This window comes from Paraburkholderia humisilvae, assembly GCF_902859855.1.
GTDB classification, from domain to species: Bacteria; Pseudomonadota; Gammaproteobacteria; order Burkholderiales; family Burkholderiaceae; genus Paraburkholderia; species Paraburkholderia humisilvae.
In genome coordinates this window covers 1-14,476 of sequence record NZ_CADIKH010000039.1, presented here as the reverse complement: position 1 = coordinate 14,476, position 14,476 = coordinate 1, and the positions used below count along the sequence as shown (strand labels likewise).

The following is a 14,476-nucleotide window of genomic DNA, read 5'->3' as shown; positions in this document are numbered from 1 at the left end:
CATGCATGACACATCTGTCAACCTTCTGCGTGGCAGCGGCAGGCGGGCGCGGGCGATGAGTGTATCGACAACAAACATCGCCCTCGCCATGCCCGGCAACGCGCGTTACGTTTGCGCGGACAGCTTGTCCTGCGTGCGTGTCTCGAAGTCGGCCGCGTCATGGCGCTCGAGCAACTGGCCGGACGGTTCGCCCGAAGTCCGATTGACCATTCGTCCGCGTCGCACAGTGGGGCGTTTGTCGATCGCATCGGCCCAGCGCTGCACGTGCTGATAGTCCTGCACCGAAAGGAAGTCGGCTGCGTCGTACAGCCTGCCTTTGACGAGGCCGCCGTACCAAGGCCAGATCGCGATATCGGCAATCGTGTATTCGTCGCCGGCCACGTACTCGTGGTTCGCCAGCTGTTTGTCGAGCACGTCGAGTTGACGCTTCACTTCCATCGCAAAGCGGTCGATTGCATACTCCATCTTCGCTGGCGCGTATGCATAAAAATGCCCGAAGCCGCCACCGAGATACGGCGCACTGCCCATCTGCCAGAACAGCCATGACAGGCATTCAGCCCGTTTGGCCGTGTCTTTCGGCAGAAACTCGCCGAACTTCTCCGCGAGATAGAGCAGGATCGCACCAGATTCGAACACACGGACAGGCGTGGCGCCACTACGATCCACCAGCGCGGGAATTTTCGAATTCGGATTGATTTCGACGAAGCCGCTGCCAAACTGGTTGCCATCGCCGATTCGAATGAGCCACGCATCGTATTCGGCGCCGCGGTGACCCCGCGCGAGCAACTCTTCCAGCATGACCGTGACCTTGACGCCGTTCGGCGTGCCCTGCGAATAAAGCTGCAATGGATGACGGCCGACGGGCAGCGGCTTGTCATGCGTGGGACCGGAAACCGGCCGGTTGATGCTGGCGAACTGACCGCCGTTGGGTTGGGTCCACGCCCAGACTTTAGGGGGGTGGTATTCGGATGATTGCGTCATTGCTTTAAGTCTCCTTACTTTGAGAATTGCATGTCGGGCAAGCTTAGCAAATCGCCACATAACGCGCTGAAAGCTGATTAGGCATGGAAACTTATGCGCCGCAAGTACTGTGCCGGTGCGATTGGATGTTATAGTCAATCCAAGCTATTGGAGATCCGACGCCCACGGCATAGATGGAGATCGCAGCCATGAGAAAGTCACGGCAGGAAGCCGCCGAAACACGGCAGCGCATTGTTGAAGCCGCATCGAACAGGTTCCGTTTGCAAGGTATCGGCAGCACGGGTCTTGCAGACTTCATGGGCGAAGCCGGGTTGACGCACGGCGGGTTTTACAAACACTTTGCGTCGAAGGAGCAGGTCGTACAGGAATCGGTCGCGCTTGCGGTCGACGCGCTGCGTGACAAGCTGCACGAAGCGTCGGATGCGCCACCGGCCGGCCGCGGCCTCAAGGGCATCGTCGACCTGTATCTTTCGACCGAACATCGCGACAACGTGATGGAAGGCTGCCCGTTCGTCGCGCTATCCGGCGAGCTGACGCGCTGCAGTGACGAGGTCCGCGCGGTCGTGACCTCGGGTCTGACGGAAGTTGTCGAGCTGCTTGTCGCGCAGCTGCCCGATATGCCGGTGGCCGCTGCGCGAAAGAAAGCGTGGGTCATGCTGTCGACGATGGTCGGCGCGTTGAGTATCGCGCGGATGGTCAACGATGATGCACTGTCGGCGTCGATACTGCGCGACGCGCGCAAGTCGCTATATCCGTAAAGCGCGTTTCCGATCGCGTTTCGGCTCGTTTTCCAGCTCGCGTTTCGACTCAATACGGCAGCAGGGCTTCGATCTGCTGATCCGCTCACGCCGCTGCACATCCTGATGACTCGCGATATCAACGCGGCGTAGCAGCCTTCGTCGCGTCGCTGCTGGCGATTTGCGGCGTCGCATCGACCTGCCACCCTCCACCCAGTGCGCGGAACGTGGCCACCGCGGCACGAGCGGCATCCGCGCGAGTGCCATCGAGATCGTCGCGTGCAAACAGCAATTGACGGTCAGCGTCGAGCACATCGGTCAACGTGATCGCGCCGGCCTTGTACGCGCGCTCGGAAAGATCGCGCGAGCGCTTTAGCGCCGCCACTTCGTCCTCAAGTTCGTGGCGGCGCGTGTCCGTCTGCGATAACGTCGTGAAAGCGTTCTCGACATCTTCGGCCGCTTTCAACACCGTTTGACGGTATTGAGCGAGCGCTTGCGCATTCGCGCCGCGTGCGGCCGCGACTTCGGCATCGACCTTGCCGAAGTCGAACAGGCGCCAGCGCAGGCCGCCTGTCACCGCAGGCTGAAAAGCGCGCGCGGTAAACAGATCGCCTGAGCTGATGCTGTCGACGCCGAGCAAACCGGAGATCGAAATCTTCGGGTAATAGTCGGAAATCGCCGCGCCTATCCTTTCGTTCGATGCCGCAAGCCGGCGTTCGGCGGCGATCACGTCGGGCCGGCGGCGCAGCACGTCCAATGGCTGACTGTTGTCGTCGATCGATGGAATGCCCGGAATGTCGCCGGGTTGCGATAGTTCCTTTGCATAGGTGCCGGGCTGCGCACCCATCAGCACATCGAGGCGGTTCAATTGCGCTTCCAGTGCGGTGCGCAGCGTCGGCACGATCGTTCTGGCCTGCTTCAGCAGCGCGTCGGCCTGCGCGATTTCCCGTTCGTCCGCCGCGCCAGCCCGACGCCGCACGCGCACCAGTTCGAGCAGGCGCGCGTCGGTATCGATCTGATCCTGCGCAACCACAAGGCGGGCCTGGAACCCGCGGATCTGCATATACGCGTCGGCCGCGTCCGCCGCCACGGTGACGCGGGTGCCCAACTGGTCGGCGTCCGCGGCTTGCGCCTCGTTTCGCGCCGCCGCGGCGTCGCGCCGCAAGCCGCCGAACAGGTCGATTTCCCAACTGGCCGCGGCGCCGACGGTGTACTCACGCTGATCGCGCGAGTAGCCGGGGAAGGTGCTGGCGACCGAACCCAGCGGGCTGACCGTACTTTGATGCTCGATTGACGCCGCGGCGTCCAGATCGACCGTCGGCAGCAGCTGCGCGCCGGCCGCCGCGGCGGCCGCGCGTGCCTGCTGGACGCGGGCGAATGAAGCTGCGAGATCGAGGTTCTGCGCCAGCGCTCGCTGGACAATCGTGATCAGCATCGGATCGTTAAAGCCGGTCCACCACGTGTCGAGCGGTGGCGGCGCAACGGGTCCGGTCTGCTCGGCGGTGGAGATCCGGTTGTGGAAGGGCGCAAACTGCTGCGCCGGCTTCACATAGTCGGGCCCGACCGCGCAACCCGCGAGCGTCGCCGCCAATGTCAACGCCGATGCGATACCGACGATCCGGCGTCGAGCCTGAAGGTTGACATCTGTGACAGGTATGCGAACCGGCGACGATAAACCTGATGGTTCGGATCGCGCGGCAGGTGACGGCGCGGCATCAAACAAGACAAAAGCCATCACGTGCGCTCCCTACGACCGAATTTGCGAATGAAGACATAAAACGCTGGCGTAAACAGCAGGCCGAAGCCGGTGACCCCGAGCATGCCGAACAGCACCGCGGTGCCCAGCGATTGCCGCATTTCAGCGCCCGCGCCGGTCGCGACCGCGAGCGGCGCGACGCCGAGGATAAAGGCGAACGACGTCATCAGGATTGGCCGCAGGCGCGTGCGCGCCGCATGCACGGCGGCGCTTGCCGGCGACGAGCCGTCATCCTCTTTCTGTCGCGCGAACTCGACGATCAGAATCGCGTTTTTCGCGGCGAGCCCGACCAGCACGACGAAGCCGATTTGCGCGAGGATATCGATCGGCATGCCGCGAATCGCGAGCCCCGTCACCGATGCAAGAATGCACATCGGCACAATCAGCACGATCGCGAGCGGCAGTTTCCAGCTTTCATACTGCGCGACCAGCACGAGGAACACGAACAGTGCGGCCGCACCGAACACCAGTAACGTCGGCGTACCGCGCTGTTGCTGCTGATAGGCGAGTTCGGTCCACTCGAAGCCGATTCCTTGCGGCAGCACCTGGTGCGCGAGCTCTTCCATCCGGTGCAACGCGGTGCCGGTCGCGACGCCCGGTGCGGCGACGCCCTGGACTTCCGCGGCCGGATACAGGTTGTAGCGCGGCACGCGATACGGAATCGTGCGGGTTTCCATCCGCGCGACCGTGCCGATCGGCACCATTTCGCCTGACTGATTGCGTACCTTGAGTCGCGTGATGTCTTCGGCGCTGCCTCGATAGGGCCCATCGCCCTGAACGATCACCTCGTAAGTGCGGCCGAGATAGTTGAAGTCGTTCACGTACTGCGAGCCGAGGTACACCTGTAACGTCGAGAAAACGTCGGTTGGCGTGAGTCCGACTTTTTCCGCCTTGACGCGGTCGATATCCGCGAACACCGACGGCGACCCCGCATTGAAGAGCGTAAACACGCCGGCGAAATCCGGGTCCTTGTTGGCTGCGGCGACGAGGCTTTTCGCGGCGTGCACGAGCGCATCCGGCCCGAGCCCCGCGCGGTCTTCGAGCATCATCTTGAAGCCGCCTGCATTGCCGATGCCCTGGACAGGCGGGGGTGGAATGGTCAGCACGTACGCGTCTTTAATGACCGACAGGCGCTTGCGCAAGTCGGCGAGCACCGTTTCCGCGGTCACGCCGGGAAGCTCGTGGTTGTACAGCGACGGTAATCCGGAAAAGATGGTTCCCGAATTCGACGCGACCGTCAGTGTCGTTGCGTCGAGGCCGACGAACGGCGCAACGTGCTCGATGCCGGGCGTCGACAGAATGATGTCGATGGCACTGCGTACGACCTTTTCAGTGCGTTCGAGCGATGCGCCCGGCGGCAATTGCACGACCGTGATCAGATAGCCCTGATCCTGCTCAGGAATAAAGCCGGTCGGTGTGCGTGAGAACTCGACCGCCGCAAGACCGATCAACACGACATAGAGGGCGAGCATCACAGTCAGGCCGCGAACCAGACGCTTCGTGAGATTGCCGTAGCCGAACGACAGCTTTTCAAAACCGTGATTGAACCGCTCGAAGCCGGCGTGCAGCAGCCGTGAAGCCCACCCTGCCGGACGCGTATCGTGCACGGCATGCGGTTTGAACAGCACCGCGCAGAGTGCGGGACTCAGCGTCAGCGATACGAAGCAGGAAATCACCGTCGATGCGGCGATCGTCACCGCGAACTGGCGGAAGAACAACCCGGATATACCGCTCAGGAACGCGGACGGTACAAACACTGCGCACAGTGTCAGCGCGATCGACAGCAGCGCGCCGCCCACTTCGTCCATCGTCCGGTGTGCGGCTTCCACCGGAGACATACCCCCACGCATATTACGCTCGACATTCTCAACAACCACGATCGCATCGTCGACCACAATACCGACCGCAAGCACCAGTCCGAATAGCGACAGGTTGTTCAGCGAGATGCCGAAGGTTGACAGCACAATGAACGAACCCAGCAGCGAAACCGGAATGGCCACCACCGGAATAATCGTCGCGCGCCAGTTCTGCAGAAACAGAAAGACCACGCCGACCACCAGCAGGATCGCGACGAAAATCGTCAACACGACTTCGTGGACCGATTTGCCGATAAAGATCGTCGGGTCGTAGATGATCCTGTACTCGACACCTGGCGGGAAGTCGCGGCTCAGGTCGCGCATCGTGGACAACACTTCCTGTTCGACCGCCAGCGAATTGGCACCGGGTTCGGCGTAGATCAGCATGGTCGCCGCGTTGTTGCGGTCCATGAACGCGGTCGATCCATAGTCGGCGGCGCCGACCTCGACGCGCGCGATATCGCGAATATGCGTGACGCGCCCTTGTGGGTCCGATTTCACGACAATGTCGGCGAATTGATCCGGCGTGGACAGGCGGCCGAGCGCTTCGACGTTGATCTGATAAGCGGCATTGCTCCTGGTCGGCGGCTGGTTCAGCACGCCTGCGGAAACCTGCAGGTTCTGCGCACGCAGCGCGGCGAGCACTTCGCCGGCGCTCAGGTTGCTTGCGGCGGCCTTGTCCGGATCGACCCAGATACGCATCGCGTATTCGCGGCCACCGATAAACTGCACATCGCCGACCCCTTGTAAGCGGGCTAATGCGTCTTTCACATGTAGCGTCGCGTAGTTGGACAGATAGAGCGTGTCCCGCGATTTGTCCGGCGAATCCAGATGCACGGCCAGCAAAATACTGGGCGTCGATTTTCTGACCTGCACGCCGAGTCGCTGAACATCGTCGGGCAAGCGCGGCAAAGCGTCCTGCACGCGGTTTTGCGTGAGCATTTGCGCGACGTTCAGATCGGTGCCGATGCGGAACGTCACCGTGACGGTCAGCTTGCCGTCGCCGGTCGACTGGCTGCTCATATAGAGCATGTTTTCGACACCGTTGATCTGCTGCTCGAGCGGTGTCGCGACCGTCCGTGCGATCGTTTCCGCCGACGCACCGGGGTAGGTCGTGGTCACCTGCACGGTCGGCGGAACGATTTCCGGATATTGCGCGACGGGCAATACGAACATTGCGCCGAGGCCGATCAACGTCAGGAAGGCACTGACCACCGTCGCAAAACGCGGGCGGTCGATAAAGAAATGGGCGATGCGCATGGCTTCGTTCGGTCCTGTTCGGCTAGTCCTGTTTGGCCGCGTAGCGAAGCGCGCTGTCACGCGTCTTCACCTTGGAGCCGGGCGCCGCATAGGGCAGGCCGTCGACGATGACGCGGTCGTCGCGCGTCAGGCCGGACCGGATCACACGCAGTCCGCCGCGCAGATCGCCCACTTCCACCTGCTTCGGCACGACCGTGCCGTCCGCGGCGACCGTCAGCACGATATGCTCTGACTGATCGGGCAGCACCGACGCGTCGGGGATGAGCAAGGTGGGCTCCGGCGCCGCGACGGCGAGGCGCACGCGCGCGAACTCGCCCGGTGTGAGGCGCAGGTCCGGATTGGCAACCGTTGCGCGCGCATGGATGGTGCCGCTCGAGCGGTCCAGTACGTTGTCGACGAAGTCAAGCGTCCCTTGCCGTGTCGCGACCGTATCGTTACCGTTGCCCGACATCAGCTCGACTTTGTTCGCGAGCGGGGCTTTCACGTTGGTCCGGTAACGGGTGAACGTTTTGAAATCGGCCTCGCTCATGTCGAAATCCAGATAAATCGGATCGAGTGACACGAGGGTCGCCAACAGGGTGGTCGGACTGGTGGCCGCGCGGCTGCCGGCGATCAGATTGCCGATCGACACCAGGTGCCTGCCGATGCGGCCGGTAAACGGCGCGGTGATCCGGCAATGATCGAGGTCAAAGCGTGCATCGCGAATCTGCGCCTGGGCATCGTCTATGGCGGCCTGCGCGGCGTTCAGGTCCGATGTGCGTTGCTGCACGTTTTCGACCGTTCCCGCGTCGTTGCGCTCGAGCTCCTGGGCGCGGCGCAACTCCTGGTCTGCGAGCACGCGCCTCGCGGTTGCGCTTTCGAGCTGCGCTTTGGCCTGCGCGAGCTTGATCTCATAGGGCACGGGGTCGACCGTAAACAGCAGATCGCCCTTATGAACGATGTTGCCGTCCTTGAAGTCAATGCCCGTCAGCGTGCCGCCGACCTGCGCGCGAAGCTCAACCTGATCGACCGCTGAGTATTGCCCGAGAAAGCCAAGACGCGTGTCGAGATTTTCCAGCAGTGGCTTGCTCACCGTCACTTCCGGCTGCGCGGCGGGCTGCCCAGCCGCAGGAGACGCGTTACCGCCGCGGTGCAGGTATAGCCACCAGCCGCCGCTGATCGCAGCCATCGCGAGCAGCACCGCGCTCCAGCTTTTCAGCGGCGAACGCTTGCGGGTGCGTTGGGCGTCGCGCTCCTGCACCCGATCGTCTTGCAGTTGTGTTTCCGTATCCACCTGATTGCATCCTTGGCAATGTTGACGAGCCATCTGAACGATCGGTGCACGGGCGTGATCTGTCATGCCGTGCGAGGAAGGCTTGCATCCACGTGGACCGCGTGCGCGAGAGGCGTGCGGTTTCGCGATCGTATAGATGTTATTGACCTTCTAATCGTGCAGAAAGATTGCATGTGTAATCTAAATGGTCAAGGCAAATTTGATCAAGCGTTGCGATCGCTGCGCTTCAGATGGGCTGAACCTCATGTCTGGCGGGCGTTCGCGAGATTGTTCACGCGTGTCGGCAAGTGAATTCAAGCGAGCTGGATATATCCGCGGGGGTCCGATACGGTAATCTTGGCGCCACAACAGAAGGACGACTCCCTCCATACCTTTGGCCTTTTGTTGTTGTCACGCACGAGCCTCGCTCGTGCGTTTTTTTTTCGTGTTCGGCCATGCAATTGCCCTACATTACAAGGGCTGCGGCGAGGTTTTGCCGGCTTCACCCGATTCGAGCTATCCTCGTGATTTGTTCAACGTCGACCGCTCACCCTCGCGCCCTTACGGCGCACGCTCCCCACCTACGATAGCGTCGACCCACTCTCGCAGGAGCCGTCATGCTTGCCCTGGAAGTCGTTTCGCTGCCGGTTGCCGACGTCGACCGCGCGCTTGCCTTCTATAAGGAGAAGGTCGGTTTCAATCTCGATGTCGACTATCATCCGACTCCGACGTTCCGGGTCGTCCAGCTCACGCCGCCCGGGTCGTCGTGTTCGGTGCAACTGGTGGCCGCCGACTCGCCCGCGCGAGTGCGTAACCTGTATCTCGTCACGGCCGACCTCGCGGCCGAACGGGAGGCGCTGATCGAACGGGGCGTCGCGGTCGGCGCGTTCCGGCACAAGGCGCCGCTCGATACATGGGCCGGCGGATGGAGTCCGGGGCTCGATGCTGAGCGTCGCGATTACGCGAGCTTTGCGGACTTTGAAGACCCGGACGGCAACACCTGGACGCTCCAGGAGCGCGGTTACCGCGTGCGCTGATATGGACGAGAACCTCCACGCGTTTGATCCGCTCCGCCCACGTTTGCAGAAACTGGCGTACCGGATGCTCGGGTCCGTGGCCGAAGCCGAGGACATCGTGCAGGACGTCTGGCTGCGCTGGCATTCGGTGGCCCGTGACGGCATCGATAACGCGGAAGCGTGGCTGGTCGCGGTGACCACGCGGATGTCGATCGACCGTCTGCGCGCGGCGAAGATTCAACGCGAACAGTACACGGGCATCTGGCTGCCCGAGCCACTGTTGAGCGAGTCGCCGGCTACGCCGGAAGAGGTCAGCGAACGCGCCGACGACGTGTCGGTCGCGTTCATGCTGCTGCTCGAACGGCTGACGCCGGAGGCACGCGCGGCGTTCCTGCTGCGCGAGGTGTTCGATATGGACTATGACGAAGTGGCCGGGGCGGTCGGCAAAACGGAGGCAGCATGCCGTCAACTGGTGAGCCGCGCGAAAGCGCAACTGCGTGATGGGTGGTCGCGCTTCGAGGTGTCGCGCGAGACCCACCGGCGCTTGCTGCTGAGCTTCACGCAGGCGGTGGAGGGCGGCGACTTCGCGACGATCAACGCGTTGCTTGCCGAGGACGCGATGCTGTTCAGCGATGGCGGAGGCAAGGTGATCAGCTTCCCGAAGCCGCTGGTGGGCGGCAAGCGCATCGCGCAGCTTTTTTATGCGACGTTGCTGCGTTTCAAAAGCGAGCTTCGCTTCGAGTTTATCGAACTCAATGGGCGGTGGGCGCTATTGCGCTTTCTGGACGGCAGGCTCGAATCGGCACAATCGTTCGAAACAGATGGCCATCGCATCGTTCGTGTCTTCCTTCAACGCAATCCCGACAAGCTAGCGCTGATTGCCGCGACACACGGCACTCCCCCCGAACGCTGAAGCGCTCCGGCGCGGCAGCGCGTGGCGGTAATCGATTGGTGCCTGACGGGCAACGCCGTGAGTCCAATCGTCTATCTAGCGCTGTGCGCGCTACAGACTTAACATGATCTCGTGCGGCCGTCGCCATGACGACCACCGCCGTTTATCGTCGCAAGGAGACATCATGACTCAGCGTATCAACTACATTCAGCAATCGCCCGAGCTGTTCAAGAAGTTTCAGGCATTTAGCAATCAGGTGAAGGACTGCGGGATCGAACAGACGATTCTCGACCTCGTTTCAATCCGTGCATCACAGATGAATGGTTGCGGATTTTGCCTAGACATGCACGTAAAGGAGGCGCGCCTCCACGGCGAGCGTGAACTGCGCCTCTACCATACCGCGATCTGGCGCGAGTCGACGCTCTTTGCACCGCGTGAGCGTGCGGCGCTGGCCTGGACGGAGGTGCTGACCAAACTGCCCGAGCACGGCGTACCTGACGACATTTACGAGAGTGTGCGCGGCGAATTTTCGGAAAAGGAGTTGTCGGATTTGACCTATGCTGTGATGGCGATCAACGGCTGGAATCGTGCGAATGTCGCATTCAGGACCGCACCCGGTTCCGCCGACAAGGCATACGGTCTCGACAAGGCCAACCTCGCCTGAATGCGTGACGCATTGCTGTTTTCTTTGCCCATCGTCGGCCCGCGTCGCGGGCCGCGTCCTTTTGGAGAACGCATTATGTTTCGCTTGAAAGCCACTGCCATCGCCACGTTCGTCGCAGCGGGATCGTTGATCGGACAGGCGCACGCTGCGGCGCCCCAAGCCATCGTCACACCTGTGATGACGCAGCCGCTTCCCGATTACCCCGGCAAGGAAGCGCTGATGATCACCGTCGAGTATCCGCCCGGCGCAGTCGATCCGGTGCATCGGCACAACGCGGATGCGTTTGTCTACGTGCTTGAAGGGTCCATCGTGATGCAGTTGAAGGGCGGCAAGGAAGTCACGCTGACGCCCGGGCAGTCCTTCTATGAAGGCCCTAACGATATCCACACCGTGGGACGCAACGCGAGTCAGACCAAGCCGGCGAAGTTTCTCGTGCTGCTGCTGAAGAAAAAAGGCGCGCCGGTTCTCGTACCTGTCAAGTAAGCGCGGCTCGCGCCGCCGACATCCAGCGGAAAAAAACGGCGGTCGATGTCACAAACGGTGGCGCTCAAACGTCTAGGTGGGTGTGGACCCAACTACTTTGCGCTTCCATGTCAGACACCGACTCCCGACGATGCGTTAGCGGCGCCGATGATCCGTTTGCCAGCAGTTTTGCAACCAGTTATGCCGGCGTCGTCTCTTTCCTTGCTGTTGCAGATGAAGGCAGTTTTGCCAGAGCGGGAGACCGCCTCGGCATCGGCCGTTCATCGGTCAGCCGTAATGTGCAGAAGCTTGAGGCCCAGCTCGATACGCGTCTTTTTCTTCGTACGACGCGAAACACGTCGCTGACGCGCGAGGGCGAACGCTTCTATGAGAACTGTCGGCCAGGCGTCGAGCGCATCGTGCGGGCGCTCGAAGAGATGCGCGAGTTGCGCAACGGACCTCCGCGAGGTCACTTGCGCATCTGCTCGACGCCCGGATTCGGCCGCAAGATTGTTGCGCCGCTGCTGCGGGGCTTTCACGCTCAGTATCCGGACATCAAGCTGGAATTGGTGCTCAACGAGCGTCTCGCGGACTTCACCGCCGATCGTATCGACGTGTCGTTTCGCGACGGGCAACTGGCGGATAGCGAAATCGTCGCGCGGCAGCTGATACCAATGCAAATGATCGTTTGCGCATCGCGCGAATATGCGTGTGCTCACGGCTTGCCATGCGATATCGACGGGTTGGCCGCGCACCGCTGCATCAACTTCCGGATGGCGTCGGGCCGCGTCAAGGAGTGGGAGTTCAAGGTCGGCGGTCTCCCGTACCGGCGCCTGCCGGTTGCGCGGCATACGTTCAACGACCCGGACCTGATCGTGCAAGCGGTGCTTGACGGGCATGGCGTCGCGCAGCTGCCGGCTTATCAGGTGTGCAATCTGATCGAGCAAGGACAGCTTGTCAGTTGCCTGTCGCAGTATGCGCCGGACGACGGCGGCCACTATATCTGCTATCTGAGCCGCAAACATTTGCCGGCGAGAATCCGGGTCTTCGTCGACTACATGATCGAGCACACGAGGAAACTCGATCTCGATTGTTTGACGAGGATGCCTGCGGCTGTGACGAGTCTATCGTCGATGCCGTTGGCGGTCACACGCTAATTGATGCCGCACAGGCAACACCATGCGTGGCATCGCGGTGCTACCGTTTGATGGCATGCGCCCCTACGATGATTGCTGCACGGACGCCATACGCTTTGCGGTGAATCCGGCAGAACACCGGCAGCGCGACACGATGGCGCTGACCGGATCCGAACATCGCGGATGGCCTGATGGCCACACAAGCTCATGAAGGAAGACCATGAACATCGTAGTGATAGGCGGTACGGGCCTGATTGGCCGTAAAGTCGTGAAGAACCTGCGCGCGCGCGGCCACTCCGTTATTGCAGCGTCGCCTGCATCGGGCGTGAACACCATCACCGGTGAAGGGCTGAGGGACGCATTGGTGGGCGCAAACGTGGTGATCGACCTCTCCAATTCACCGTCGTTCGAAGATCAAGCCGTGCTCGAATTCTTCGAGACGTCAGGCCGGAATCTGTTTGCGGCGGAGATTGAGGCGGGCGTACAGCATCACGTCGCGCTATCCATCGTCGGGACGGACCGTCTTGCTCAAAGCGGTTATTTTCGCGGCAAGATCGCGCAAGAGAAACGGATTCGCGAATCGGGCGTGCCGTACACGATCATTCAGTCGACACAGTTCTTCGAGTTTCTCAGCGGTATTTCGCAATCGGGCAGCGAAGGGAAAAACGTACGGATTCCCTCGGCCTTCTTTCAGCCGATCTCGTCGGACGACGTGGCGGCAGCCGTCGCGGATTTTGTGGTTGAGTCCCCGCGTAACGGTGTTGTCGAGATTGCCGGCCCGGATCGCGTGCGGCTTGCCGAACTGGTGCGCCGTTATCTGATTGCGACGGACGATGCGCGCAACGTGATCGAAGATCCGCAGGCCCGATACTTCGGCGCGGAGCTGGATGACGACACGCTCGTGCCGCGCGCGAATGCGCGCCTTGGTGCGACTCACTTCGATACATGGTTCGCACAGTCGCAAGCGGAATCGCAGGAAAAGCCGCAAGCCAAGCCGCAGGTCGCGCGATAAACGGCAAGCACGGACCACGCGCGCCATGCCGAATTTGCGTCCCCTCCCGCTGACGTTGCTCGACAAATACCACGGCAAAGACGTCAAAACGCTGTATTCGACCACCGTCACCGTAACGGGAGGCTGCGCATCGAATGGGCGCGCGTCGGGTATCGCACGTTCCGACGACGGCAATCTCGCCGTCGAACTGCGCTTGCCGGTCGCGCTCGATGGTCCGGGTGGCGGCACGAATCCGGAGCAGCTATTCGCCGCCGCGTATGCGGCGTGCCTTCATGGCGCGCTAAGTCTGCTAGCCGAGCGGCTCGGCATCCGCATACCCGATGCATCGGTCGATGTATCGGTCGATTTCAACCGCGACCCGGTGGACGGCCTGTTCATGCTGAGCACGCGCACGTCGGTCCATTTGCCGGGCGTCGAGCGCGCCGTTGCTGAAGAACTGGTTCGCAATACAGAGCGATTTTGTCCGTATACGAAGATGGCACGACAAGGAATCGACAATATCGTTGCGCTTGTCCTACCGGATCGGGTGGGTGAGTCGTAACGCTGCCTGTCTGCAATTCTGAAGTCGAAGGGATGTGGGATATGAATGGCATCGACCGCTGGTCGCATATCGTCAAAGGCTTGCGCGGACGTGCTCCCGAAATCGCACACGCGATTCGCCGGGCGGCGTACGCATCGTGCGATTTCGACGAACGGCCGCCATTCTCGATGGCCAATGTTTCGACTATTCGCCGTATCGAACGGCAGACCGAGTCGACCCTGCTGGTTTCATGGAGCGACCCGACGCTCGGCCGTTACCAGGATCAGACATGGCGAGCCGGTTTTGCGCGTAGGCCTGGCGTTTGCGGGTTGACAGGGATGCCGGTGTGCCGTGGAGATGCGGTTTACAAACCGGTCGTGCGTGGCGGTGCGAAACCGCTCAACGCGTTCGATATGATTCTGGCTAGCGCGTTGCCGCTTGCCTGCATGCGCCTATCCGGCGATCCACTCGTGCAACTCATGCTCTGACGGCAGCGACTCCCCTCCGATCGCGCAGTTCACAAATGTTGACAGATGCGCGATGCGAAATGCGTGATCATCATCCCGGCGATGTTGTCGCCTGTCACAGTGAATCTGCGTGTGACCTGTTCACTTTCGGGGGGCGTGAAATGAAAGCTGCACGTACGTCGGTTGCCATTATCGGTTCCGGAACGATCGGGACCGACCTGATGTGCAAGGTTATCGAATCGGAAGTCTTCAATCTTGCGTTCATGGTTGGGCGCGATGCGAAGAGCACCGGTCTCGCGATTGCCAAAGAGCGTCACGTCGAGACATCCTCAGAAGGGATCGACTTCCTGAAGTCCCATGCCAACGCATTTGACATCGTATTCGATGCGACGTCGGCGTACGCGCATGCGCAACATAACGCGTTTTTCTCGGCGGCCGGAAAGTTCGCGATCGACCTGACGCCGG

13 protein-coding genes and 1 pseudogene are annotated in these 14,476 nt (G+C 61.6%); 10 read left to right on the top strand and 4 right to left on the bottom strand.

All coding sequences use genetic code 11. The annotated features are described in order from the left end of the window. Positions 1-105: 105 nt before the first annotated feature. Entirely contained in the window at positions 106-981 is an 876-nt protein-coding gene (gene yghU / locus HV796_RS29480) for a glutathione-dependent disulfide-bond oxidoreductase (protein ID WP_175230625.1), read from the bottom strand. A 188-nt stretch (positions 982-1,169) separates the two neighbouring features. On the opposite strand from yghU, the gene HV796_RS29475 reads away from it, so the two are divergent. Then, positions 1,170-1,739 (top strand): TetR/AcrR family transcriptional regulator, encoded by a 570-nt coding sequence (locus HV796_RS29475; RefSeq protein WP_175230622.1) that lies wholly within the window; start codon positions 1,170-1,172, stop codon positions 1,737-1,739. Positions 1,740-1,857: 118 nt separating this feature from the next. On the opposite strand, the gene HV796_RS29470 is transcribed toward HV796_RS29475, so the two are convergent. The 3 genes from HV796_RS29470 to HV796_RS29460 are packed head-to-tail and all read right to left on the bottom strand — an operon-like array spanning position 1,858 to position 7,863. After that, a complete protein-coding gene (locus tag HV796_RS29470) occupies positions 1,858-3,453 on the bottom strand; it encodes an efflux transporter outer membrane subunit (protein ID WP_175230621.1) in 1,596 nt (531 codons plus the stop codon). After that, positions 3,453-6,590 carry an efflux RND transporter permease subunit gene (locus tag HV796_RS29465; RefSeq protein ID WP_175230618.1) on the bottom strand — a complete coding sequence of 1,046 codons (3,138 nt, stop codon included), beginning with the start codon at positions 6,588-6,590 and terminating at the stop codon, positions 3,453-3,455. Before HV796_RS29465 ends, HV796_RS29470 begins: the two co-directional genes overlap by 1 nt. Positions 6,591-6,612: 22 nt before the next feature. Beyond that, positions 6,613-7,863, bottom strand: a complete 1,251-nt coding sequence (locus tag HV796_RS29460; protein WP_246356106.1) for an efflux RND transporter periplasmic adaptor subunit — start codon at positions 7,861-7,863, stop codon at positions 6,613-6,615. A 596-nt stretch (positions 7,864-8,459) separates the two neighbouring features. Between HV796_RS29460 and HV796_RS29455 the strand changes: the two genes are divergently transcribed. The 9 genes and pseudogenes from HV796_RS29455 to HV796_RS29415 all read left to right on the top strand — a co-directional run. After that, entirely contained in the window at positions 8,460-8,879 is a 420-nt protein-coding gene (locus HV796_RS29455) for a VOC family protein (RefSeq protein ID WP_175230615.1), read from the top strand. 1 nt (position 8,880) lies between these two features. Further along, positions 8,881-9,771: an RNA polymerase sigma-70 factor gene (locus HV796_RS29450; protein WP_175230613.1), complete on the top strand. Its 891-nt coding sequence runs from the start codon at positions 8,881-8,883 to the stop codon at positions 9,769-9,771. Between the two features lie 163 nt (positions 9,772-9,934). Next, a complete protein-coding gene (locus tag HV796_RS29445; RefSeq protein ID WP_175230610.1) occupies positions 9,935-10,414 on the top strand; it encodes a carboxymuconolactone decarboxylase family protein in 480 nt (159 codons plus the stop codon). A 75-nt stretch (positions 10,415-10,489) separates the two neighbouring features. Continuing rightward, positions 10,490-10,897: a cupin domain-containing protein gene (locus HV796_RS29440; protein WP_175230607.1), complete on the top strand. Its 408-nt coding sequence runs from the start codon at positions 10,490-10,492 to the stop codon at positions 10,895-10,897. Positions 10,898-11,004: 107 nt separating this feature from the next. Next, positions 11,005-12,033: a LysR family transcriptional regulator gene (locus HV796_RS29435; RefSeq protein ID WP_175230604.1), complete on the top strand. Its 1,029-nt coding sequence runs from the start codon at positions 11,005-11,007 to the stop codon at positions 12,031-12,033. A 199-nt stretch (positions 12,034-12,232) separates the two neighbouring features. Further along, entirely contained in the window at positions 12,233-13,024 is a 792-nt protein-coding gene (locus HV796_RS29430; RefSeq protein WP_175230599.1) for an SDR family oxidoreductase, read from the top strand. Positions 13,025-13,049: 25 nt separating this feature from the next. Continuing rightward, the gene (locus HV796_RS29425; protein WP_175230596.1) at positions 13,050-13,565 is read left to right on the top strand and encodes an Ohr family peroxiredoxin; all 516 of its coding nucleotides are present in this window, start codon (positions 13,050-13,052) and stop codon (positions 13,563-13,565) included. A 41-nt stretch (positions 13,566-13,606) separates the two neighbouring features. Then, the gene (locus tag HV796_RS29420; RefSeq protein ID WP_175230593.1) at positions 13,607-14,032 is read left to right on the top strand and encodes a DUF3331 domain-containing protein; all 426 of its coding nucleotides are present in this window, start codon (positions 13,607-13,609) and stop codon (positions 14,030-14,032) included. Between the two features lie 140 nt (positions 14,033-14,172). Further along, positions 14,173-14,476, top strand: a pseudogene (locus HV796_RS29415) (acetaldehyde dehydrogenase (acetylating)); the annotation flags it as partial.